Source organism: Pseudoalteromonas sp. BZK2 (assembly GCF_014349195.1).
GTDB lineage: Bacteria > Pseudomonadota > Gammaproteobacteria > Enterobacterales > Alteromonadaceae > Pseudoalteromonas > Pseudoalteromonas simplex.
This window is the reverse complement of record NZ_JACSOG010000012.1, coordinates 39,448-60,647: the sequence shown is the minus strand read 5'-3', so window position 1 is coordinate 60,647 and position 21,200 is coordinate 39,448. Positions and strand designations below refer to the sequence as shown.

Annotated in this window: 23 protein-coding genes; 6 read left to right on the top strand and 17 right to left on the bottom strand. The window is 42.8% G+C overall.

All coding sequences use genetic code 11. From position 1 onward, the window contains the following. Positions 1-15: 15 nt before the first annotated feature. The 4 genes from BIZ38_RS09110 to lexA all read right to left on the bottom strand — a co-directional run bounded on the left by BIZ38_RS09110 (position 16) and on the right by lexA (position 4,338). Positions 16-546, bottom strand: a complete 531-nt coding sequence (locus tag BIZ38_RS09110) for a cytochrome c oxidase assembly protein (RefSeq protein ID WP_054554454.1) — start codon at positions 544-546, stop codon at positions 16-18. Continuing rightward, positions 546-2,141 (bottom strand): cytochrome c oxidase subunit I, encoded by a 1,596-nt coding sequence (gene ctaD / locus BIZ38_RS09105; protein WP_054554455.1) that lies wholly within the window; start codon positions 2,139-2,141, stop codon positions 546-548. Before ctaD ends, BIZ38_RS09110 begins: the two co-directional genes overlap by 1 nt. Next, positions 2,141-3,283, bottom strand: coding sequence for a cytochrome c oxidase subunit II (gene coxB, locus BIZ38_RS09100; protein ID WP_187490148.1), 1,143 nt, complete (start codon positions 3,281-3,283; stop codon positions 2,141-2,143). The genes ctaD and coxB overlap by 1 nt, the downstream gene beginning before the upstream one ends. Positions 3,284-3,720: 437 nt before the next feature. Continuing rightward, positions 3,721-4,338 carry a transcriptional repressor LexA gene (gene lexA, locus BIZ38_RS09095; protein ID WP_054554457.1) on the bottom strand — a complete coding sequence of 206 codons (618 nt, stop codon included), beginning with the start codon at positions 4,336-4,338 and terminating at the stop codon, positions 3,721-3,723. A 161-nt stretch (positions 4,339-4,499) separates the two neighbouring features. Here lexA and BIZ38_RS09090 point away from each other — a divergent pair, with 161 nt between their 5' ends. Next, positions 4,500-4,937 (top strand): PaaI family thioesterase, encoded by a 438-nt coding sequence (locus BIZ38_RS09090; protein ID WP_187490147.1) that lies wholly within the window; start codon positions 4,500-4,502, stop codon positions 4,935-4,937. Positions 4,938-4,944: 7 nt separating this feature from the next. Here the strand turns inward: BIZ38_RS09090 and BIZ38_RS09085 are convergent, their stop codons facing one another. Further along, entirely contained in the window at positions 4,945-5,325 is a 381-nt protein-coding gene (locus tag BIZ38_RS09085) for a hypothetical protein (protein WP_054554459.1), read from the bottom strand. A 158-nt stretch (positions 5,326-5,483) separates the two neighbouring features. Between BIZ38_RS09085 and BIZ38_RS09080 the strand changes: the two genes are divergently transcribed. Then, positions 5,484-6,209, top strand: a complete 726-nt coding sequence (locus BIZ38_RS09080; RefSeq protein ID WP_054562880.1) for a hypothetical protein — start codon at positions 5,484-5,486, stop codon at positions 6,207-6,209. Here the strand turns inward: BIZ38_RS09080 and BIZ38_RS09075 are convergent. Further along, positions 6,184-6,537 (bottom strand): VOC family protein, encoded by a 354-nt coding sequence (locus BIZ38_RS09075; RefSeq protein WP_054562881.1) that lies wholly within the window; start codon positions 6,535-6,537, stop codon positions 6,184-6,186. The genes BIZ38_RS09080 and BIZ38_RS09075 overlap by 26 nt on opposite strands. 116 nt (positions 6,538-6,653) lie before the next feature. On the opposite strand from BIZ38_RS09075, the gene BIZ38_RS09070 reads away from it, so the two are divergent. Beyond that, positions 6,654-7,307, top strand: a complete 654-nt coding sequence (locus BIZ38_RS09070) for an endonuclease (RefSeq protein ID WP_166341147.1) — start codon at positions 6,654-6,656, stop codon at positions 7,305-7,307. 113 nt (positions 7,308-7,420) lie between these two features. Here BIZ38_RS09070 and hmpA read toward each other — a convergent pair whose 3' ends face one another. Together hmpA and BIZ38_RS09060 are read right to left on the bottom strand one after the other, a co-directional pair. Beyond that, the gene (hmpA, locus tag BIZ38_RS09065) at positions 7,421-8,584 is read right to left on the bottom strand and encodes an NO-inducible flavohemoprotein (protein WP_166341149.1); all 1,164 of its coding nucleotides are present in this window, start codon (positions 8,582-8,584) and stop codon (positions 7,421-7,423) included. A 20-nt stretch (positions 8,585-8,604) separates the two neighbouring features. Next, complete coding sequence (locus BIZ38_RS09060; protein WP_187490146.1) at positions 8,605-9,837, bottom strand: NnrS family protein; 1,233 nt, start codon at positions 9,835-9,837, stop codon at positions 8,605-8,607. A gap of 156 nt (positions 9,838-9,993) precedes the next feature. Here BIZ38_RS09060 and norR point away from each other — a divergent pair, with 156 nt between their 5' ends. Then, positions 9,994-11,556, top strand: coding sequence for a nitric oxide reductase transcriptional regulator NorR (gene norR, locus BIZ38_RS09055; RefSeq protein WP_187490145.1), 1,563 nt, complete (start codon positions 9,994-9,996; stop codon positions 11,554-11,556). Here the strand turns inward: norR and BIZ38_RS09050 are convergent. Further along, positions 11,553-12,446 (bottom strand): LysR family transcriptional regulator, encoded by an 894-nt coding sequence (locus BIZ38_RS09050; RefSeq protein ID WP_054562888.1) that lies wholly within the window; start codon positions 12,444-12,446, stop codon positions 11,553-11,555. The two genes, norR and BIZ38_RS09050, sit on opposite strands and share 4 nt — an antisense overlap. Positions 12,447-12,561: 115 nt before the next feature. On the opposite strand from BIZ38_RS09050, the gene BIZ38_RS09045 reads away from it, so the two are divergent. Then, positions 12,562-13,131, top strand: coding sequence for an NADPH-dependent FMN reductase (locus BIZ38_RS09045; RefSeq protein ID WP_187490144.1), 570 nt, complete (start codon positions 12,562-12,564; stop codon positions 13,129-13,131). A gap of 23 nt (positions 13,132-13,154) precedes the next feature. Here the strand turns inward: BIZ38_RS09045 and BIZ38_RS09040 are convergent, their stop codons facing one another. Beyond that, a complete protein-coding gene (locus tag BIZ38_RS09040) occupies positions 13,155-13,601 on the bottom strand; it encodes a TerB family tellurite resistance protein (RefSeq protein ID WP_054554468.1) in 447 nt (148 codons plus the stop codon). A 175-nt stretch (positions 13,602-13,776) separates the two neighbouring features. Between BIZ38_RS09040 and BIZ38_RS09035 the strand changes: the two genes are divergently transcribed. After that, the gene (locus BIZ38_RS09035; protein ID WP_251603649.1) at positions 13,777-14,094 is read left to right on the top strand and encodes a hypothetical protein; all 318 of its coding nucleotides are present in this window, start codon (positions 13,777-13,779) and stop codon (positions 14,092-14,094) included. A gap of 2 nt (positions 14,095-14,096) precedes the next feature. Here the strand turns inward: BIZ38_RS09035 and BIZ38_RS09030 are convergent, their stop codons facing one another. The 7 genes from BIZ38_RS09030 to fabR form a co-directional block, all read right to left on the bottom strand. After that, a complete protein-coding gene (locus tag BIZ38_RS09030) occupies positions 14,097-14,690 on the bottom strand; it encodes a hypothetical protein (RefSeq protein ID WP_138618462.1) in 594 nt (197 codons plus the stop codon). Between the two features lie 124 nt (positions 14,691-14,814). Further along, positions 14,815-15,414: a 3-isopropylmalate dehydratase small subunit gene (gene leuD / locus BIZ38_RS09025; protein WP_138618464.1), complete on the bottom strand. Its 600-nt coding sequence runs from the start codon at positions 15,412-15,414 to the stop codon at positions 14,815-14,817. Then, a complete protein-coding gene (gene leuC, locus BIZ38_RS09020; RefSeq protein WP_054554474.1) occupies positions 15,414-16,814 on the bottom strand; it encodes a 3-isopropylmalate dehydratase large subunit in 1,401 nt (466 codons plus the stop codon). The genes leuD and leuC overlap by 1 nt, the downstream gene beginning before the upstream one ends. A gap of 58 nt (positions 16,815-16,872) precedes the next feature. Beyond that, on the bottom strand, positions 16,873-17,949 hold the full coding sequence (leuB, locus tag BIZ38_RS09015) for a 3-isopropylmalate dehydrogenase (protein ID WP_187490143.1): 1,077 nt from the start codon (positions 17,947-17,949) through the stop codon (positions 16,873-16,875). Continuing rightward, complete coding sequence (leuA, locus tag BIZ38_RS09010) at positions 17,946-19,493, bottom strand: 2-isopropylmalate synthase (protein WP_063528590.1); 1,548 nt, start codon at positions 19,491-19,493, stop codon at positions 17,946-17,948. Before leuA ends, leuB begins: the two co-directional genes overlap by 4 nt. 391 nt (positions 19,494-19,884) lie before the next feature. Next, on the bottom strand, positions 19,885-20,373 hold the full coding sequence (locus tag BIZ38_RS09005; protein ID WP_166341161.1) for a hypothetical protein: 489 nt from the start codon (positions 20,371-20,373) through the stop codon (positions 19,885-19,887). A gap of 109 nt (positions 20,374-20,482) precedes the next feature. Continuing rightward, on the bottom strand, positions 20,483-21,115 hold the full coding sequence (fabR, locus tag BIZ38_RS09000; protein WP_166341163.1) for an HTH-type transcriptional repressor FabR: 633 nt from the start codon (positions 21,113-21,115) through the stop codon (positions 20,483-20,485). Positions 21,116-21,200: the final 85 nt, after the last annotated feature.

Genomic DNA, 21,200 nt, shown 5'->3' with positions numbered 1-21,200 from the left:
TTAGCTTGGCGGCTTTTAATCGTTTTTAGCCACAACATGCCCGCTAATATCAAACACGGTATACGACAACGTCAGTTCCTCAACATCGTCGGGTAACTCAGTATCAACATAAAACAACAAGGTAAACTCCATTTCTTCACCGGCTTTCATTGGCTGCTGATCAAAGCAAAAACAGGCGATTTTATGTAAGTACTTTGCTGCTTTACCCGGTGATACTGATGGAATTGCTTGCATGACTTTGTCTTCATTACTGGTGTTTTTCGCTGAGAATTTAACTTCACGCATGGCACCAGGTTGTACTGCCACACTGTATTGCTCAGACTGCACCTTAAATGGCGCGCCGCTTTGAGCGTGAGTGGTAAAGCTGACATCAACTTGACGCTGTGTATTTATTGATTCACTCGCGCTCGCTTTTTCTAATGATGGCTTACCATTCAACCCTGTAACGTCGCAAAACACGTCGTAAAGCGGCACCATTGCAAAAGCAAAAGCAAACATGAGCAAGCATGTAATCAGCAGTTTTTTTAGCAAAGGTGCATGGTTCATTACTTAATCTCCGGCGGTGTTTCAAAGGTATGATAAGGTGCTGGAGAATCGACTTCCCACTCTAAACCTTCAGCTCCATCCCATACTTTGGCAGGTGCTTTTTCGCCCCCTCTGGCACATTTAAATACCACCAACACAAACAACAGTTGCGATAAGCCAAATGCAAAACCACCAATACTGATAATGGCGTTAAAGTCAGCGAATTGCAGTGCATAGTCAGGAATACGACGCGGCATACCGGCAAGGCCAACAAAGTGCATAGGGAAGAACAACACGTTGACACTGATTAGCGATAACCAAAAATGCCATTTCGCCAGCGTTTCGTTGTACATGTTGCCAGTCCATTTCGGTAACCAGTAGTAGGCCCCCGCCATAATTGAGAACACAGCTCCTGTCACAAGCACATAATGGAAATGAGCCACCACAAAATAGGTATCGTGATACTGAAAATCTGCCGGTGTAATCGCAAGCATCAAGCCAGAGAAACCACCTAAGGTGAATAACACAATAAAGGCGATGGCAAACATCATCGGAATTTCGAAGCTAATTGAACCGCGCCACATGGTGGCTACCCAGTTAAACACTTTAACGCCCGTTGGTACCGAAATGAGCATGGTGGCGTACATGAAAAACAACTCGCCTGCTACAGGCATCCCTGTGGTAAACATATGATGTGCCCAAACGATAAAACTTAGCAGCGCAATCGATGAAGTTGCATACACCATAGACGCATAGCCAAATAGCTTTTTGCGCGAGAAGGTAGGTACGATAGTCGATATAATGCCAAAGGCTGGTAAAATCATGATGTACACTTCAGGGTGACCGAAGAACCAGAAAATGTGCTGGAACATCACAGGGTCGCCCCCTCCGGCTGCATCAAAAAAGCTGGTTGCAAAGTATTTATCGGTCAACACCATAGTGACCGCCCCTGCTAGAACAGGCATAACAGCAATTAACAAAAATGCAGTGATTAACCATGTCCAAACAAATAGCGGTAGCTTCATCCACGTCATACCTGGTGCTCTTAAGTTGACGATGGTCACGATAACGTTAATCGCCCCCATAATTGAGCTGATACCCATGATATGTACGGCAAACACAAAAAGTGCAGTGTTATCGTTGCTGTAAGTTGTTGATAGTGGTGCGTAGAAAGTCCAACCAAACGCAGGACCACCACCAGGCATGAGTAACGAAGCCAACAGGATTAAAAATGCGAACGGCAATATCCAAAAGCTCCAGTTATTCATACGTGGTAAGGCCATATCTGGTGCGCCTATCATCATAGGTACCATCCAGTTTGCAAGCCCAGTGAACGCGGGCATAACGGCACCAAACACCATGATCAAGCCATGTACGGTAGTCATTTGATTAAAAAAGTGCGGATCGACTAACTGTAATCCAGGCTGAAACAGTTCAGCGCGGATCACCATTGCCATTGCTCCGCCAATTAAAAACATGGTGAGTGAAAAAATCAGGTATAAACTCCCGATGTCTTTATGATTGGTGGTGTAAAGCCAACGCTTAAAACCTTTAGCTGGGTGATGATGGTCGTGATGCGCATGCCCTGTTGCTTGCTCGTTAATAACATTACTCATTAGTTCGCCTCCGCTGCTGCATCAATCGCGGCTTGAATTTGACTCGGTTGGATAACATCGCCGGTATCATTACCCCACGCGTTTCGCTTATAAGTAATAACCGCAGCAAGTTGCTTAATTGAAAGCTGTTTATCAAACGCTTGCATTGCTGTACCAGGCTTACCGTATAACACAATGTCTATGTGATCTTTTACATCACCTAATACAATCGGGCTGCCTTTAAGTGCTGGAAATACGCCAGGTAGGCCCATACCGGTAGGTTGGTGACATGCAGCACAGCTTGCCATATACACTTGCTCACCTAAGACCATAAGCTCTTCTTTCGGTAATGTTTGATCAAGCAAAGCAGCATCTGCTGCGGCCGCATTGGCTTTTTCTTGCTTGGCATCTGCAAGCCAATTAGCAAATTCATCTTCAGGTAAGGCTTTCACCACAACAGGCATAAAGCCATGATCTTTACCGCATAACTCAGCACATTGACCACGGTATACTCCGGGTTCGTTAATACGTGTCCACGCTTCATTAATAAACCCAGGATTTGCATCCTTTTTAACCGCAAAATCAGGCACCCACCATGAATGAATTACATCGTCTGAGGTCATTAAAAAGCGAACTTTCTTATTGATAGGAAGTACTAGCGGTTTATCTACTTCAAGCAAATAATGCTCAGTTTTCTCTGCTTGGTTGTCTATTTGGTCTTTAGGAGTAGATAGAATCGAGTAATAAGCAATGTCTTCGCCCATGTACTCGTAATGCCACTTCCACTGTGAGCCGGTCACTTTAATGGTGATATCGGCTTTAGAGGCATCTTCCATGGCAATTAAGGTTTTTGTGGCAGGCACAGCCATGGCGATTAAGATGACAAATGGAATGGCAGTCCAAAGTATTTCAACTTTTGTACTTTCATGAAATTGGGCAGGCTTGGCCCCTTTGGATTTACGGTGGTGTATTAAAGCCCAAAACATCACCGCAAATACGATGATGCCGATTACACAGCAGATAATAAATATCGTCATGTGTAACTCATAAACATTATTACTTATATCGGTCACCCCTTTACGCATATTGTATTGGCTATTTGCCAATGCAAGCTCAGGAAGTGCAAACAATATAAGCCACAAGGCGTAACGCAGTTTACCCATGTGACGGCTCCTTTAGATGCTATTGCAAGACGCAAAGCGAAAAGGCGATACAACAAGGTGCCAATTCGTTTTTCTTATTGTTCAGAGCGACTACGTATCATTTTGACCCACTTATGATACCGACCCCATGACTAACACCTCGCACATTTTTGTGTCTTTTTATTAATTAGGTGTTAATACAGTGTATTAACCAATTAGTTAAAAAATGACCAATAAGCAAGTTTTAATGATAATAAATGTTTATTTTGGTGCAGAAATAACAACTATAATCAGCGCTTTATTTAATGTTTAGGAGTAAGAACGAAATGTAAAAAGAGAGGAAAACTGCGCTATATAAGGCTTTAAATGAAGAGTAAGGATTCACAAATCCTAATTAAGTAGTAAAATTTCAGTGGCGCACCAAATTGAGTCAATTTGATGCACCAAATTGGGAACGCTTACATCCAGTCAGCGTTACGAATAACACCTACCGCTAACCCCTCGATGTTGAACGACTCATGCTCAAGGTCAACCTCAATAGGCGAAAACTCTTCGTTCTCAGCGTGTAAAAGTACTTTGCGACCCGCTTTTTCTAGACGCTTAACTGTTACATCTTCATCGACTCGAGCTACAACTACTTGCCCGTTTTCAGCAACTTGTGTTCTGTGTACTGCAAGCAAATCGCCATCCATAATACCAATGTCTTTCATACTCATACCATTTACACGCAGTAAGAAATCGGCAGCAGGTTTAAATAATGAAGGATCAACTTGGCAGTGACTTTCAACATGCTCTTGCGCCAAAATAGGTTCACCAGCTGCAACACGGCCAATTAAAGGTAAGCCTAGTTGCTCTGGCTCATCTTCTTCAATTAACTGAATACCGCGACTCGCCCCAGGCTTCATTTTGATCATGCCTTTTTTTGCCAGTGCTTTTAAGTGTTCTTCAGCAGCGTTGGCACTTTTAAAACCCAATGTTTGAGCTATTTCAGCACGCGTAGGTGGCATGCCTGTATCTTTAATAAAGACTTTAATTAGTTCTAAAATTTGCGATTGGCGTTTAGTTAATGGGCGCATACAACTGGTTTTCCATACAGTACATTTAACTGTGAGTATATACAGTTATTTGAAAATCGCAAATTTAAATTAACCCCATCATATTGCTACAAAACTAACATTGAACCACACCGAAAGATGCCATAAGGTATTAGCTTTAATTAGCAGGCTAAGGAAACACAATGAGTATTTGGCACCAACCAATCACGTTAGAGCTTTGCAAAGAGCTGGAACAAGGGGTCACTGGTCAAGGCACTTTAATGAAAACTATGGGCATTGAGGTAACTGAAATTGGCGATGATTATTTAATGGCAACCATGCCTGCTATTCCTGAGCATCATAATCCTATGGGCATGGTCCATGGCGGAGCAAACGTTGTATTAGCAGAAACAGTGGCAAGCTATGCAGCCAATTTCGTGGTTGATTTCAATAAGTTTTATGCTGTTGGCCAAGAAATTAATGCCAACCACATGAAAGCGTCACGCAAAGGAACGTTAACAGCAACTGCGAGACCGCTGCATTTAGGTAAGCGAACTTCTGTTTGGGATATTAAAATTACCAATGCCGCAGGAGAGCTTTGCTGCGTATCAAGAATGACCGCAGCTGTTGTAGAGCGATAAATTCTGGCTATTTTTCGACAGGATAAATAGTAATTTCAATCCCTGCGCCAATTGCAGAGATACGTAATAAGGTATCGGCATGCAGGGGTTGGTTAAAGCATTTAGGCGAATTACCTGATTCAAAGCCTATATCAAATGTACGCTTTGAGCACGATAACCACTGTTTTAATGCATTGCGCGAGCAAGACTCAATAAGCTCGCAAAGCTGGTTAATGGCTTTATCTGGAGAGCTGATATCTGCGGTTGCTTCAATACGTGCTAGTTGGCGGTATTCATCTTGGTCATAATGTAAAACCATGGCATTTTTCTTCAAATCAGCAACAAGCGCACTAATATCGTGCTTTGATTCAAGCTCCAGATCTACATTTAAAAATTGAATTTCCGACATACTCTCGTTTTTACCCTCTATTTATATCGACTGAAACTTTAACTCAGTTTTGTATATATACCAAATCTAGAATACAGTTAATGCGACATTATGCCGCATTGGCAATCTAGCTAAACAACCTAAAATAGCGCCCACATAACAATAATAACGGGGTAATAATGAATAAACGTCTGTTTAAGTATGCTCGTAAAGGGCATAAATGGCTTGGCTACTTACTTGCTTTGCAGATCTTTTTTTGGCTTTTAGGTGGGCTTGTGATGAGCTCATTACCACTTGAAAAAGTACATGGTAAGCATCTGGCTAATCGCAGTTTAAGTAGCCCATTTTTATTGTCGGACTACCCTGCTTCAATTGATAAAATCACAGCGCAATTTGAGCAAATCGAAGGGATTAAATATAGCCATTTTTTAAATACCCCGATTATAGAAGTTACATCCTCTAGCGGTACGTTTATTTTTGATGGCAGAACAGGTGCTAAAATGCCTGCACCGAGTAAAGCGCAAATCATTGAGAATGCGCAAGCTCACCTGCTTATTGACGCAAAAATAACGCAAGCGCAGTTATTAACAAAAGGGCCTAGAGAAGTCGGTCACAAAGCCAATGTTTGGCAAATTAGCTTCGATGATTGGTTAACAACAACCTTATATTTAGATAGCCAAACCGGTAAAGTTATAACTGTGCGCAGCACCCTGTGGCGCATTTTCGACTTTTTCTGGATGCTACACATTATGGATTATGATGAGCGTGAGAACTTTAACAATCCACTACTCATCAGCTTCTCAGCCACCAGCGTACTATTTTGTATTACAGGAGTTCTCTTGTTACTACAAAACGTTCGAATTAAACGTAAAAAGCCAGCTACACGTGTTGGTCAATCAAAATAGGATTGCCATCTGGGTCGGTGATAATAAAACTCGCGTCACCGGCCTTTTGTATTTCTAATCCTTGTTGCTGAAATTGTGCAGCTAATTGCTCAAAGGTTGCAAATTCATCCAAAGCTTCAGCATTTTGATCCCACCCAGGATTAAAGGTCAGCATGGTTTTATCAAACATACCTTGAAACAAACCTATCAAATGTTCACCGTTTTTCATTATTAGCCAATGCTGTTCTATCTCCCCAGCAAACTCTTTGAAACCTAGCTTTTCATAAAACTGCTTTGAAGCACGAATATCTTTTACATTTAGACTTACAGAAAAAGCACCTAATAACATGGTTGTAATTCCTTTAATAAAAACGGCCTAACAACTATAGCTGAGTTGAAAAACTTTTCCTTTTTAGAATAGTCGCTCTAAAATGGCGGCTCCTGTAGTTCACTGATGTGATGGATATGCGTTTATTCCTATACTTAGCCCTTTGTTTTATTTTCACTTTTCCTATATCCGCTAAAGAGTTTTCGAGCTTTTACAGTGCCAAAAAGCATTTAATTAAGAATCTACCAAGCAATAGTAAAAGCTTATATTGTGGTTGCGATATCAAGCGCCAAGGTAAAAAACTTGTGCCAGACCCTGATGCGTGTGGTTATATTCCTAGAAACCCTGTCACCCGCTCAGGTAAAGAGAATGCTCGCGCAAAAAGAATAGAGTGGGAGCATATTGTGCCTGCCTGGGAGTTTGGTCATCAATTACAATGCTGGCAAGATGGCGGTCGTAAAAACTGTAAAAAGGTCAGTGCGAAATTCCGTCAAATGGAAGCCGACATTAATAACCTTGCCCCTGCTATAGGCGAGATCAATGCTGACCGTTCAAACTTTCGCTACGGCATGGTGTCAACATCAAGTGCAAGTTACGGAGCATGCCCTGTAAAAATCGACTTTAAGCAGCGCGTATTTGAGCCACCCATTTATGCAAGAAAGCAAATAGCCGATACCTATTTTTATATGCAAAAAACCTATGGCTTAAAAATATCAGACAAACAACGCAAGCTATTTGAATCGTGGCAAAAGCTTGAAATAGCTGAAATGAGCAATCGTAAGTTACTCTAATAGTGAAATTTTTATGGGCTTCTAAAGTACAAAAAGAGCTCCGTATTTCACTTCCTAATCTAGAGTGCGAAGTTAACTAACAAAAAGGCGCAGCTCAAGCTGCGCCTTTTACATCATAGGCTTTGGTGAGGGCCAAACACCTCGTAGTGAATGCGTTCACTTGCAACCCCAATACTTAGTAGTTGCTCTTTTATCATTGCCATAAATGCGATTGGGCCACACAGGTAAAAGTCACCTTTGCTTATTGGTAAGCTTTCAGCGATGTGGTTTACATCCATTAAGCCCGCAAAATCGCCCCCCTTGCCATCTTTAAACCAGGTAACACAATGTAATGAAGCGTGCGCTTGCTGTTGCTTAAATAAATACTCTTTAAAGGCAAACTGCGTCTCACTGTCGCAAGCATGCAGGTAATGGATTGACTGGTTAGGTTGATTACTTAATAGTGTTTCTAGCATCGCCATCATCGGGGTTTGACCAACACCCGCAGAAATCAATACAACAGGCGAGTCGATTTCGCGAAGCACAAAGTCGCCTGCAGGTGGGTAAATTTCTACCTTATCCCCCTCAGTTAAGCTGTGTAGGTAGTTAGATACCAAGCCTTCTTCTTTCACGCTAATTCGGTAATTGTGGCCATTACTTTGCTGTGATAAAGAGTATTGCCTAACTTGCGTTAAATCACTGTTTGCTGGCGTTACTTTAATTCCTAAATATTGGCCCGGTAAATACGCCACAACAGGCTTTGCATCGGCAGGCGTTAATATGAAACTGCAAATTTGCGATGACTCCATACGTTTTTCTGTAATTGTGAAAGTACGAGTACCAAACCAACCTCCCGGTGCCTTTTTGGTTTTTTGATATAGCGACATCTCCTCATTGATACATACATCCGCTAATAATGAATAGGCTTCACGCCATGCATACTCGACCTCAGGAGTAAATTGTTCTGGCAATAACTCTTTTAAAGTCGCAATCAGATGTCCACCAACAATAGGATAATGCTCTGGCAAAATATGGTAACTGGTGTGTTTATGATTAATGCGCGCAAGCGCACCTTTTAACACTGCCAAGTTATCAATATTTGCCGCGTAGGCAGCTAAGGCATTAAATAGCGCAAATTGCTGAGAGCCCGATTGCTGATGCGTCATATTAAAAATATTTTTAAGCTCTGGGTTGTAGCTAAACATACGATCATAAAAATACTCAGTCACTTGAGGGCCTGCTTGTGCAAGCAACGGCAAAGTACTTTTAACAATCTGGATCGTTTTTTCAGATAACATAGTTTTTCCTATTGGAGAGGTTAACCGCGGCGACCATCAACACGACGATTCACTAAGATGGGCGCACAATGAAATAAAAATAAGCTAAAGCCAGCAACCCACAGCAACGCACTTAACTGCCATGCAAGGTGATGACCTAAATAAACGGGAAGTAACGAACGTACAATGGCAGCTATCACAATGAGTACAAATGCCAAACTAATGTACGCAGGGGCCTGTAATGCGCGCCCAGTGTGACCATGAGAGACACGTACCATCATGGCGATGATCATCACACCTATGGTGCCAACAGTGATCAGATGAAGCGCATCTTTGAATAAGATAATTGGGCTGAAATAGCTCAGCGCGACGAGTATTAAACCAACCGATAAAGCCCAATAAGCCACATGTAATGACCATAGCAAAGGCACTTTTAGAATGCCTTTATGCCACCACAAAACACACCGGGCTGAATGTAAACAAGCAAGCCAAGCAAAAACCCAACCGGTGCTCATTGCGCTAAAAAATAGCTGACTCATAAAAAACCACGCAATGGCGAAAAGTGAGCTAAATACGACTAATTTATCGAGCTTGGGGGTTCTAACTTGTTCACTTAGGTTAAGGCCGCGCGCGGTAAAAAATGGCACAACTCGCCCAGCCACAACACCAACTAGCAGTGTCATGATAAGTACAGCGGTATCAACAACCCCCAGTGCCAGCGACATTTTATTAAGTACAACTAAGCTCAAAAAAATCACATTGAGCGCACAGAGCAAAGATGCGATGACAATAAATAAGTAGTTATGGCTGCTTTTTGCCTGTATCAGCATGTCAGCTAGAATAATAATTCCAGCTAGCCACCAAACGAGTTGTAGCGCACTAACAATATAAAGGTTTAGCTGCTCGAACCCTGCAATCTCAATAAAAAAACTAAACCTTGCAGCAAGCCAAATCATGCTAAGCAAACAAAGCTTAATACCACTTACACTCGCCACACCTGTCCATGTTTGTGCGGCGGTTAGCAAAAAGCCCATGGCAACCACGCCTGCAAAGCCAAACAGCATTTCGTGAGCATGCCAAAGCGTTGCGGGCATTGTTAGGTGCCACTGTGCATAGCCCGCCAAGATTAAAAACCAGTAACTCATAGCAAATACAGCTAAGGCACCTGCCGCCAAGAAAAAAGGCCGAAATGCTAATGCCCATAACGGCCACTGGCTGAGTTGATAAAATTTGATCTTAGTTGGCATAGGTTCAGTTAAATTAATGACTTTCATTCGTGCTCTCAGCGTTTAATTTCCCCAGCTATTGCACAATTCAAGCCAAAAATAAAAACCATTAAATATCAATGCATTAAATTTGGACACTTGATAAATAAGTCAAAATGACACACCATTAAAAGCATCAATAAAACACATTCAGGTCAAATTGACATGATACTCAAAAAATCCCTTCTTGATGTTGCACTTGCACTTACCAAAGCAAGCAGTGTTGATCATAATTTCAGTTATCTGTTGAGTTGCATTAATGATTGGCTTGAATGTGATGCAGTTGCCTTATTATTGAAACAAGGCGATGTGTTAAAGCCCGTAGCCCTTCATGGGTTGTCGGACGATACGTTAGGAAGACGCTTTAAAATAGCGGAGCATCCGCGCTTATTTGAAATATGCCGTGGCAGTGAACCGCTAAAATTTGCCAAAGACTGTGGCCTACCCGACCCCTACGATGGTTTATTACAAAGCCAGCATGGCGACTTTCCTGTTCATGCCTGCATGGGCGTGCCGCTGCTGAGTAGCAAAGATAACAACGAACTATTGGGTGTTTTGACCTTTGATAGTTTAGATGAACATGCCTTTGACGCTTTAGCAATGAACGAGCTCAATCAACTAAAACAGCTAGCTGCAGGCTATGTTGAGCATGCCCTAACCTTGCAGCATTTTATGCAACACGCACAGCACAGCCATCAAGTTGCGCAGCAGCTTAACCTTGAGGCACTAACACGAGAAGGTGTCGAAATTATTGGTAATAGCCAAGCAATGCAGACCCTTAAAAATGATATTCAGCTGGTGGCTGCCTCAGAATTTAGCGTTTTAATACAAGGCGACACAGGCGTCGGTAAAGAACTCGTTGCGCGCAATATCCATTTAAACTCAAAACGCCGTGACATGCCGTTGATCCACTTAAACTGCGCATCGTTACCAGAGAACTTAGCCGAAAGTGAATTTTTTGGTCACAGTAAAGGCGCATTTACTGGCGCACATACTGCTCGCCAGGGTAAGTTTCAACTCGCCGATGGCGGCACGCTATTTTTAGATGAAATCGGCGAACTTCCGCTTGCCATGCAAAGTAAGTTATTGCGTGTATTACAAAGTGGTGAAGTACAAACTGTGGGGGAAGATCAAAGCCGTTATGTTGATGTCAGAGTGATTGCAGCAACCAACCGCGATTTAAAACAAGAAGTCGCTGCGGGCCGCTTTCGTGCAGATCTTTATCACCGATTAAGCGTTTACCCATTGCATGTTGCACCACTAAAAGAGCGCGATAACGATGTTATTTTATTGGCAGGCTTTTTTATTGAGCAAACATCTAAAAAATTGGCAATTAAACAACTTAAACTTAGTAGCGATACACAATTACTACTGCGTCAATATGATTGGCCAGGCAATGTGAGAGAGCTTGAACATGTGATCAGCCGCGCGGCACTCAAAGCCAAACAACAGCAATGGCAACAAAGCATTGTCACAATCGAACCTGAACATTGTGATATTGCTAAAACAGCCGTTGCCGCACCAAGCCCTGTTGCAGTTAACGAACAAAAAGCCACTCGCTTATCGCTGAAAGAGGCAACTGACACTTTTAGTTATCAATTGATTATGCAACAACTTGAACTACACAACCTAAACTGGGCAGCCACAGCACGCAGCTTAAGTGTTGATAGAGCCAACCTTGTGCGCCTAGCCAAACGACTAGGCATTAGCGTTAAAAAGTCTGTTTAAGCTTTTAAATCTTTAAAATACGCTTTTAAAAGCTGACTAAATGCTTGTACTTTGGCTGTGCGATGCACCAAATGATGTGTCACTAGCCAAAGATCTGTTGGCCAGTTTAGCTCTTTAGGAAGCACTGGCAGCAGATCAGGGTATTGGCTTGCCACTTCATGCTGTAAACCACCAATTCCTAAGCCCCTCACAATCGCCCGTGTAGCTTCTGATGTTTCAGACACCCGTAACTTAATTTGCGAAGGTTCAATGTGTTGATCAACCCATGCAAAATAAGGCACTTTACCGTTATAGCCAGCCACCCCAGAGACAAAACTATGCTGCTGCAACTGCTCAATATTCTTTGGCATGCCATACTTTTCAATATAACTTTTAGAGGCATAAAACCCTGACGAAAGTTCAGCTAAATGCTGGGCAATATAGTCGCCTTCATCAGGCCGAGGACCTGCTCGCACGGCAATGTGTGCCTGACCGTGATCAAGACGTAAGCGGTTTTGATCAAGAATAACTTCGAGCTGCACTTGCGGGTGCAGGCTTTGAAACTGTTCGCAGACATCACTAAGCACATCAATAAAACCACTGACCGTAGTTAATAATAAACTGCCTCGCAGTTGGCTATCAGCGGCAATAATATCGTTGTGAAGTTTTTCAAGTTCAGCGTTAATCGATTTTGCAGTCGCAAACAACTTAGCGCCAATTTCTGTCACTGTATAGCCACGGGCATGACGGTGGAATAACCGCGCATCAAGGTTATCTTCTAAATTGTTGATTCTTCTAAGCACTGTGCTGTGATGAACACCTAACGATTCAGCAGCAGCGGTTAACGTACCGAGCCTTGCCACCTCATAAGCAACTTTTACATCTTGCCAATCATCAAATTGAATCGCCATAACGGCTCCTTGTGTGCATATACGCACATAAGTTTTGCGTTTATTTGGCTTTTCTGCAAGCTGTTTTTTGCTACAGTGAATATATCAACAGTGAAGCTTAAAAAAGGAAACCATCATGACAGCACCAAAAATTATTGCCCTAGCAGGCAGCCTACGTAAAGACAGCTTTAATCAAAAACTGATCAATGAAGCTGCACGCTTCGCCCTCGAAAGTGGTGCTGAAGTAGAAGTGATTAAATTAAGTGATTTAGACTTACCTTTATTTGACGAAGATATTGAAGCGCAAGGTACACCTGCTGGCGCACAATTATTAAAAGATAAGCTTCGCGCTGCTGATGGCATTTTATTAGCAAGCCCAGAATATAATGGCTCAATTACAGCGCCACTTAAAAACGCAATCGATTGGGCTTCTCGTACAGAGCAAGGCGCAGTACCCGCATTTCGTAATAAAGTCACAGCACTTTATGCATCTTCACCAGGTGGTTTAGGCGGCTTACGTGGTTTAATTCACGTACGTGATATTTTATCGGGTATTGGTAGTTTAGTGCTTGCAGATCAACTTGCAGTGCCTGCTATCCACAGCAAATTAGATGAGCAAGGCCGCATCAGCGATGCTGATACAGCCGATAAAGTTGCCAGCCTTGCCCAGCAACTTGTGAGCGTAGCGAGCAAATTAAATAAATAATTGCTAGCCTAGTTTTATCGCTACTAACTTAGTTTTGTCGCTGCTAACTTAGCAGCGATAAAATCTTCATGGGTTACATACAATAAACTTGCGACACGGCGAATAACCATTTCTTCATGCTTATCTAAATTGCCATCTGCGTAGGCTAAACGCCACAACAGCTCGATGATATCAATACGCTGCTCGGCGCTGCACTGGGCATTAATTTGCTTTGAAAACTGAAAATAATCTATTGCATCATCTAGGCTTTGCGATGCACTTGCAACTAACTCTTGAACCTCTTCCTCGTTAAGCGAGAAATACTTCTTTAAGGTCTCATTCAGGGTCTGTTGCTCATCATCTTGTAACTCATTATCTGCACGCATAACCTCAATCAATAACGCAGCAACGGCGGTTTTTAGGTCATGCTCAGTAATGCTAGATTGGGTATCATTCAGCGCTGAAAACAGCTGTTTTATTTTATTGAGCATCACATTTTCCCTTTTTGGGTGTTAGACTACATGTAAGACGTAACGTTACCTTAGTTTGACTATGGATGCTAATTCAGGTTCAACATCACGATGAAACAAGGTATTAATCACATGGAGTTAAGTGTTTATGAGTGAACTGAGAAGTACACAAGCACTATTAATTAGCGCCGTTTTAATGTTAGCGGGGTGCAGTAATGCACAAGCAGCAAAAGGCGAAACCGAAAAGCTCTATGACTTCGACGAAAAAGTCCATTACTACCAAACTAAATTGGCCGACGGCCGCTACCACCTCGAAATTCAGTCTGACGACTACAAGCACTTTCGCAATCAAAGCGTATTCTTACTGCGCCATGCAAGTCGCTTATGTAGAGACAAACCTTTTATGCTAAGAGTGACTGATGGGGTGCAGGAGTATGAACGTTTTCCAACTAAACCACGCGCCTATCAGCCACCTTTAACGGTTGTTTTACAGTGTGAAGACGAAGCTAAATAGTACTAGTCTTCATATCCCCACGGCGCGCTTGGCGGCGTGATAGGTTTTGTTAAGTCAAAATCAACGCGAAACTCACGTCCTTCACGCACTAAGCGATACGTAAATTGCTTTGGATAAATATACATTTGCCACGTGTTACCCATTGATTGGGGAATACCTTGACTCACAAACAACTCTTTTGAATACTGATCAGCCGGGAACGACTGTGCGTTAGCAAAACCCGCATCAAGAGTATGCCCACCATACATGGTTGATTTATCATCGCTGCCATCTTTATGGCGATGGTCATGCTTTAAACTAAGTCCACTGCCCGTTTTTGTGATGATCCAAGTACGAGATGCATCATCCCCTACATGAAATGGCACTTGTAACTCACGCTCGTTACAACGACGTACATGCATTACTAACTTTTTGCCCACAAATGAGCTCGGGCCAGCTGCGTTATCAACGCTCACTTTACCTTCGTAAGCTTTACCGCAATGGGCAGCGATATTATCAAAAAAGCCATCATGGCTTGGAATTGACACTAACGGTGCAGGTCGTGCAGCCGCTACTGATGATGCTGCCACGAGCATCGATGCCACTAAATATTTCATGGTGTGTTCCCTAAATAAAATTTCAGTCTAGGCTAATGGTTTAAAGGCCATAAAGAAAACAATTACGATAAATAACAAAAAAACGCGGCCTTGGCCGCGTTTAGGTTCACATGGAAAAAACAGGTTATTGCCAAGGGCGTTCTACTGCTAGCTGCTGCTCAAAGGCATCAATTTGGCTGTTAAGTGTTTCAGTCACACCGATAAAGTCTAAGCCACTTAACAAACGCTCTTTAATGTCATGGCGAATATCAAAGTGAATAGTGTCAAACTTATCGCTACGAAGTTGTTGGTTTTCTAAATCAACTTCAATGTGAATATCATCATGTTGTTCACTCAGCACAAATAATTGCTCAAGTGTTTCTGCTGGTAATGCGATAGCAAGCATTTGGTTATTGCCGCAGTTATTAAAGAAAATATCGGCAAAGCTTTCCGCTAAAATAACTTCAAAACCATATTGCTTTAATGCCCATGGCGCATGCTCTCGCGATGAACCACAACCAAAATTGTCGCGAGTTAAAAGAATTTGCGCACCTTGGTAACAAGGACGGTTCAAAATAAACTCAGGGTTTGGCTCGCCGTTATCTAGATAACGCCAATCGTAGAAAAGCGCCGCATCAAAACCATCACGGCTGGTCGAAGTTAAAAACTGCTTTGGAATAATTTGGTCAGTATCAACATTGTTTTTATCTAACGGGGCCATTAAGCCACTAAAAAATACACTCATTAGGCTTCTCCTCTGATATCAACAAAACGACCATGAATTGCCGCTGCCGCAGCCATTGCAGGGCTCACTAAGTGAGTGCGGCCACCGCGACCTTGGCGACCTTCAAAGTTACGATTAGAGGTCGACGCACAGCGTTTACCGGCTTCTAACCTATCGTCATTCATTGCTAAGCACATTGAACAACCTGGCTCACGCCATTCAAAGCCAGCTGCTTTGAAGATATCTGCAAGGCCTTCGTCTTCGGCTTGTTTTTTAACAAGGCCAGAACCAGGAACAATCAGCGCTTCAACACCCGCTGCAACCTGCTTACCTTCAACAATTTGCGCAGCAGCACGTAAATCTTCAATTCGGCTATTTGTACATGAGCCAATAAATACGGTATCAACAGTCGCAGAAGACAATTTATCACCGGCTTTTAAACCCATATATTTTAGTGCGCTGCGGATTGCATCAGCCTTGATTAGATCTGGCTCTTGCTCAGGATCAGGAATGAATTCATCTACGCCAATCACTTGCTCAGGGCTGGTACCCCACGTAATTTGCGGTTGAATATCAGCAGCCTCTAATTCAACAACATGATCAAACTCTGCGCCTTCATCAGTTTTTAGTGTTTGCCAGTAGGCAACGGCACTATCAAAGTCAGCACCTTGTGGTGCAAATGGGCGACCTTTTAAATAATCATAAGTTGTTTGATCTGGTGCGATTAAACCCGCTTTTGCGCCCATTTCAATACTCATATTACAAAGCGTCATACGCGCTTCCATAGACAGCGCTTCGATCCCTTCACCACAAAACTCAGCAACATAGCCAGTACCACCCGCAGTGCCTAATTTACCGATCACTGCCATGATTAAATCTTTGGCAGTAACGGTTGGACGTAGGCGACCATTTATTTGAATTTTTAATGACTTAGCTTTTTTCTGCTGCAGTGTTTGAGTGGCTAGAACATGCTCAACTTCTGAAGTACCAATACCGTGCGCTAGTGCACCAAATGCACCATGGGTAGAGGTATGGCTGTCACCACACACTATGGTTGTGCCCGGTAAGGTAATGCCCTGTTCAGGCCCCATTACATGCACAATACCTTGATTAATCGAATTTAAATCATAAAGTTGAATACCAAACTCTTTACAGTTTGCATCCAGTGCCATTAATTGATTTTTCGACACTTCACTCGCAGCATCTAATGAACGGCTTTTTGTTGAAACGTTATGGTCCATGGTCGCAAAGGTTTTTTCTGGGCAACGTACTTTACGGTTTTTCTCACGTAAACCAGCAAAGGCTTGCGGCGATGTAACTTCATGAACTAGGTGACGGTCGATATAAAGTAAATCGGTTTGATCATTTATGCTGGCGACTACATGAGCTTGCCAAATTTTATCGTATAAGGTTTGGGCCACTTGCTATTCCCTCATTTTAGTTACGCTGAGTGACGAGCTCAGCGCAAACAATTTTTAATTAAATACGTGCCACAATTGCCGCAGCAACATCACTGGTGGTGTACCCTGCATTTGGGTAGATATCTGGCGTGCCAACACCTGCTTCAACCGCTTCTGCCACCGCTTTTTCAATCGTACGAGCCGCTTCATCTTGCCCTAGTGAGTAACGCAACATAAGCGCAGCACTTAAAATTTGTGCGATTGGGTTTGCAACACCTTTGCCAGCGATATCAGGTGCTGAGCCACCAGCTGGCTCATACAAACCAAAGCCAGACTGATTTAAACTCGCTGATGGTAATAAGCCCATAGAGCCGGTGATCATCGCGCACTCATCAGACAAAATGTCACCAAATAAGTTATCGCAAAGTAATACATCAAACTGACTTGGCTGTTTAACTAACTGCATTGCCGCGTTATCAACATAAATGTAGTCAAGGCTTACCTCTGGGTAGTCTTTGCTCACTTCAGAGACCACTTCACGCCAAAGTACGCTGGTCGCCAACACATTCGCTTTATCAACCGAGGTAACATGATTACTACGCAGCTTAGCGGCTTCAAATGCAAAGCGTGCGATGCGCTCAATTTCTTTACGTGAGTATGTTTGGGTATCGAAAGCAGCTTCTTGCTCCCCTTCGCCACTGCGGCCTTTTTCACCGAAATAAATACCACCGGTTAACTCGCGCACACATAAGATGTCAAAGCCTTGTGCACTGATATCTGCACGCAGCGGTGATGCAGCACTTAGTGCTGGTAATAATTGTGCTGGGCGTAAATTACAGAACAAACCAAAATGCTTACGCAATGGCAACAGTGAAGCTCGCTCTGGTTGCTCATTCGGTGGTAAGCTTTCCCATTTAGGGCCGCCTACCGAGCCAAATAAAATCGCATCGGCATTTTCACAAGCACTCAATGTACTTTGCGGCAGTGCCTGGCCAAACTCATCAATAGCAGCACCACCAATCGCGTGATGATGACGAGTCAAAGTAAAACCAAATTTTTCGCTTACAGCATCCAAGACGGTTTCTGCTGCTGCCATAACTTCTGGACCAATCCCGTCGCCTGCTAATACTGCGATACTGTAATTCGATTGACTCATCCTGCTTTCCTCTGTTGTTTTAAATCAGACACTTTTTGTGCACGATAAATTAAGTTATAAACGCGGATCATGGCGCGTACTGACGCTTCAACCACATCCGCTGCAATGCCCGCGCCGTGATATGGGCGACCATCGTATTTAGCGATAATATTCACTTGTCCTAGCGAGCTGGCGCCTTGGCCTGTTGCTTCTAGGTTATATTCAATCATCTCAACCGACATACCCGTTAAGCGCTCAATTGCTAAGAATGATGCTTCGACAGGGCCGTTACCTGTTGCTGCCTCTTGCTTAGACTCGCCATCAATTGTCATGCCGATTGTTGAGCTCGCCACTGATTGTGAGTTAGACGTAGAGTTAACAAACTCAAGTTGGTACTTCTCGTCTTTATCTTTGATTTGATTAAAGTAAATCATCGCTTCTAAGTCGTAGTCATACACAGTACCTTTCTGGTCTGCTAATGCTAAGAAGCTGCTGTATAAGCTATCCATATCGTAATCAGATTTTTGATAGCCTAACTCTTCTAAACGATGCTCAATAACATGACGACCTGAACGCGAAGTCATGTTTAATTGATTATTAGGTACACCGACACTTTCTGGCGACATAATTTCGTAAGTGTTTTGGGCTTTTAATACGCCGTCTTGGTGGATCCCTGAGCTGTGTGCAAAGGCATTTTCACCAACAATTGCTTTGTTTGGTTGTACTGGCATATTACAAATCTTCGCGACTTGACGCGAAGCACGGTAAATTTCTTCACTACGAATATCGGTATGCACTTTTAAGTGGTCTTCACGCATCTTCATGATCATCGCCACTTCTTCAAGCGAACAGTTACCTGCGCGCTCACCAATACCATTAATCGTACATTCGATTTGGCGAGCACCGGCTTGTACCGCTGCGATTGAGTTAGCAACCGCTAAACCTAAATCGTTATGGCAATGCACGCTTAAACGCGCCTTGTCGATATTTGGCACATTGTTCATTAAGTGATGGATCATCGCAGCGTATTCGTCTGGCGTTACATAGCCTACGGTGTCAGGTAAGTTGATAGTTGATGCACCCGCATCAATAGCACTTTCAACGATGCGGCATAAATCCCAATGCGGTGTACGGCCTGCATCTTCACAAGAAAACTCAACGTCATCGGTGTAGTTACGCGCAAGTTTAATCGACTTAACAGCCATTGCCGTTGCATCGTCTAAGCTCATACGTAATTTGTGTTCAAGGTGTAATGGGCTGGTTGCAATAAATGTATGAATACGGCCCTGCTCTGCCGGGCGAAGCGCTTCACCACATGCTTCAATATCTTTTGCTACAGCACGTGCTAAGCCACAAATAATCGGCCCTTTCACTTCAGTCGCAATGCGCTGTACAGAGCGAAAATCTGCCGGGCTAGATACCGGAAAACCCACTTCCATTACATCCACATTTAAGCGGCTAATGGTATGCGCAAGTTGAATTTTGTCGTCTTCGGTTAGGCTTGCTTTTAATGCTTGCTCACCATCACGTAACGTTGTGTCAAAAATCCAAACCTTATCTTTCATAAACTGTCCTCGTTCCCAATGACCCATTAGCGAGATAAAAAAAACCCCGCGGTTGCGGGGTTTTTTAATGTTCTACAAATGCAAATACACTAAGCCCCGCTCACTGATTTAAGCAGTAAGAGGTTTAGTTTTAATGTAATTGAATGTGTAATTTGCATCTTAATTTACTAAATGTGTGTTCAGTGGCTGTATTTTTAACATTCAAAAAACCAGCTTGCAAGCATAATTTTTCCACAAAATCGATAAAATCACGTCCACGAAAGGTTAAAAAACCCAGGCAACAACAATTACACAAATAAAAATACCAACCCTACTTACTAAACATGATAAATAAAATAATGATCGAGCAATCTGTAACTAGAAAACGTAAAGAAAATATTTAACTCTGTGGTTAATAAATTTGATGGTGAGAATTCACAGTTCTGTAGATAACACGACGAGTATAAATTATGTGTTGATCTATCCTGTTGGGTTGTCCTTCGTTGCCATTGCTTTGTAATAGCCTAGCTTGTTGATCTCTCAAATCTACTGATGTTGCATTGCTAGCAGTCTCTGAGCTATGGTTCTTTGAAATAGTAGCGCTTTTTGGGTATAGCGCAATTCGGCTATAAACATGGCGAAACTGACTGTAGGGAACTCGCTTCCAACCATTTTGGTTAATCCAAAACTGGCAGCGTTTGTCATCTCGAAATTGTGAGACCTGATGAGCGTCTAATACGCCAAGCAGGTTATCTTGAATTTTCTTTTGCACACTTTTCGGTAGCGAGTATAACAAACTGCGGCTCAAGTCCCGAAAGCTTGGGCTGTTTTTTACCGTTGTTTCTTCACTCTGTTCTAAAAAATGGGCATGAGTATCATTCACCGGATCCTTGGTGAGCATATGCGTCCTCGCTATTTATTCATATTTTGAGGTAACTGAATAACGAAAAATTAGTTACTTAATTTGGCAGCGAACAATACATAAAACAGGAACAAAAATCCACCATGCTTTAGGCTGTTTTTTCTACATTACCTTTACTATCACGACCATACAAAGTGGCACCGCGAGCAATATAGCGTAATTGCCAGATCAAGCGTTCAACCAGTTCTTCACGTTGTGTCCCTTCAATATCGAGGGCTTCGGCACCAGCATTAAATACTAAAGTCACCATGGCTTCGGCTTGAATATATGCATGAGTTGGGTCGCACGGAGTTTCGCTTTCAAGGTAATGCGCAAGCTCTAAAATGAAATGTTTAATTTCACGAGCAACCGCAGCACGAAATGCTTTTGAAGTTCCTGAGCGCTCACGCAATAACAATCTAAATTGGTTGCTCGAGTTATCGATGAACTCCATAAAGGTCACGATTGATGTCGTGATCACACTACCGCCGCTCTCAATACGGCGACGCGCTTGGCGCATAAGTTGACGCAGTGTTAAACCAGCTTCATCAACCATGGTCAAACCAAGCTCATTCATGTCTTTAAAGTGGCGGTAAAAAGAGGTGGGGGCAATCCCTGCTTCACGGGCAACTTCACGTAAGCTTAAATTAGAAAAACTATGATCGGCACTCAATTGATTGAATGCAGCCTCGATTAGTGCTTGTCGTGTTTTTTGTTTCTGTTGCGCTCTAACACCCGACATGGAAACTCCCAGCGTGAACTTTTAATGATTTTTCGGTTAATGAGCTAGTCTAATACTTGACGCGGAGAGAATGAAACACTATTTT

Coding starts and splice junctions, on each gene's coding strand:
- fabR (WP_166341163.1), bottom strand. CDS start 21,115: ATGTCGGGTGTTAGAGCGCAACAGAAACAAAAAACACGACAAGCACTA.
- ctaD (WP_054554455.1), bottom strand. CDS start 2,141: ATGAGTAATGTTATTAACGAGCAAGCAACAGGGCATGCGCATCACGAC.
- BIZ38_RS09050 (WP_054562888.1), bottom strand. CDS start 12,446: ATGGCGATTCAATTTGATGATTGGCAAGATGTAAAAGTTGCTTATGAG.
- lexA (WP_054554457.1), bottom strand. CDS start 4,338: ATGCGCCCATTAACTAAACGCCAATCGCAAATTTTAGAACTAATTAAA.
- leuD (WP_138618464.1), bottom strand. CDS start 15,414: ATGAGTGTATTTTTTAGTGGCTTAATGGCCCCGTTAGATAAAAACAAT.
- leuA (WP_063528590.1), bottom strand. CDS start 19,493: ATGAAAGATAAGGTTTGGATTTTTGACACAACGTTACGTGATGGTGAG.
- BIZ38_RS09060 (WP_187490146.1), bottom strand. CDS start 9,837: ATGAAAGTCATTAATTTAACTGAACCTATGCCAACTAAGATCAAATTT.
- BIZ38_RS09045 (WP_187490144.1), top strand. CDS start 12,562: ATGACAGCACCAAAAATTATTGCCCTAGCAGGCAGCCTACGTAAAGAC.
- BIZ38_RS09110 (WP_054554454.1), bottom strand. CDS start 546: ATGAACCATGCACCTTTGCTAAAAAAACTGCTGATTACATGCTTGCTC.
- BIZ38_RS09085 (WP_054554459.1), bottom strand. CDS start 5,325: ATGTCGGAAATTCAATTTTTAAATGTAGATCTGGAGCTTGAATCAAAG.
- BIZ38_RS09080 (WP_054562880.1), top strand. CDS start 5,484: ATGAATAAACGTCTGTTTAAGTATGCTCGTAAAGGGCATAAATGGCTT.
- BIZ38_RS09030 (WP_138618462.1), bottom strand. CDS start 14,690: ATGAAATATTTAGTGGCATCGATGCTCGTGGCAGCATCATCAGTAGCG.
- BIZ38_RS09075 (WP_054562881.1), bottom strand. CDS start 6,537: ATGTTATTAGGTGCTTTTTCTGTAAGTCTAAATGTAAAAGATATTCGT.
- coxB (WP_187490148.1), bottom strand. CDS start 3,283: ATGGGTAAACTGCGTTACGCCTTGTGGCTTATATTGTTTGCACTTCCT.
- BIZ38_RS09005 (WP_166341161.1), bottom strand. CDS start 20,373: ATGCTCACCAAGGATCCGGTGAATGATACTCATGCCCATTTTTTAGAA.
- leuB (WP_187490143.1), bottom strand. CDS start 17,949: ATGAGTCAATCGAATTACAGTATCGCAGTATTAGCAGGCGACGGGATT.
- norR (WP_187490145.1), top strand. CDS start 9,994: ATGATACTCAAAAAATCCCTTCTTGATGTTGCACTTGCACTTACCAAA.
- BIZ38_RS09035 (WP_251603649.1), top strand. CDS start 13,777: ATGTTAGCGGGGTGCAGTAATGCACAAGCAGCAAAAGGCGAAACCGAA.
- hmpA (WP_166341149.1), bottom strand. CDS start 8,584: ATGTTATCTGAAAAAACGATCCAGATTGTTAAAAGTACTTTGCCGTTG.
- BIZ38_RS09070 (WP_166341147.1), top strand. CDS start 6,654: ATGCGTTTATTCCTATACTTAGCCCTTTGTTTTATTTTCACTTTTCCT.
- BIZ38_RS09040 (WP_054554468.1), bottom strand. CDS start 13,601: ATGCTCAATAAAATAAAACAGCTGTTTTCAGCGCTGAATGATACCCAA.
- BIZ38_RS09090 (WP_187490147.1), top strand. CDS start 4,500: ATGAGTATTTGGCACCAACCAATCACGTTAGAGCTTTGCAAAGAGCTG.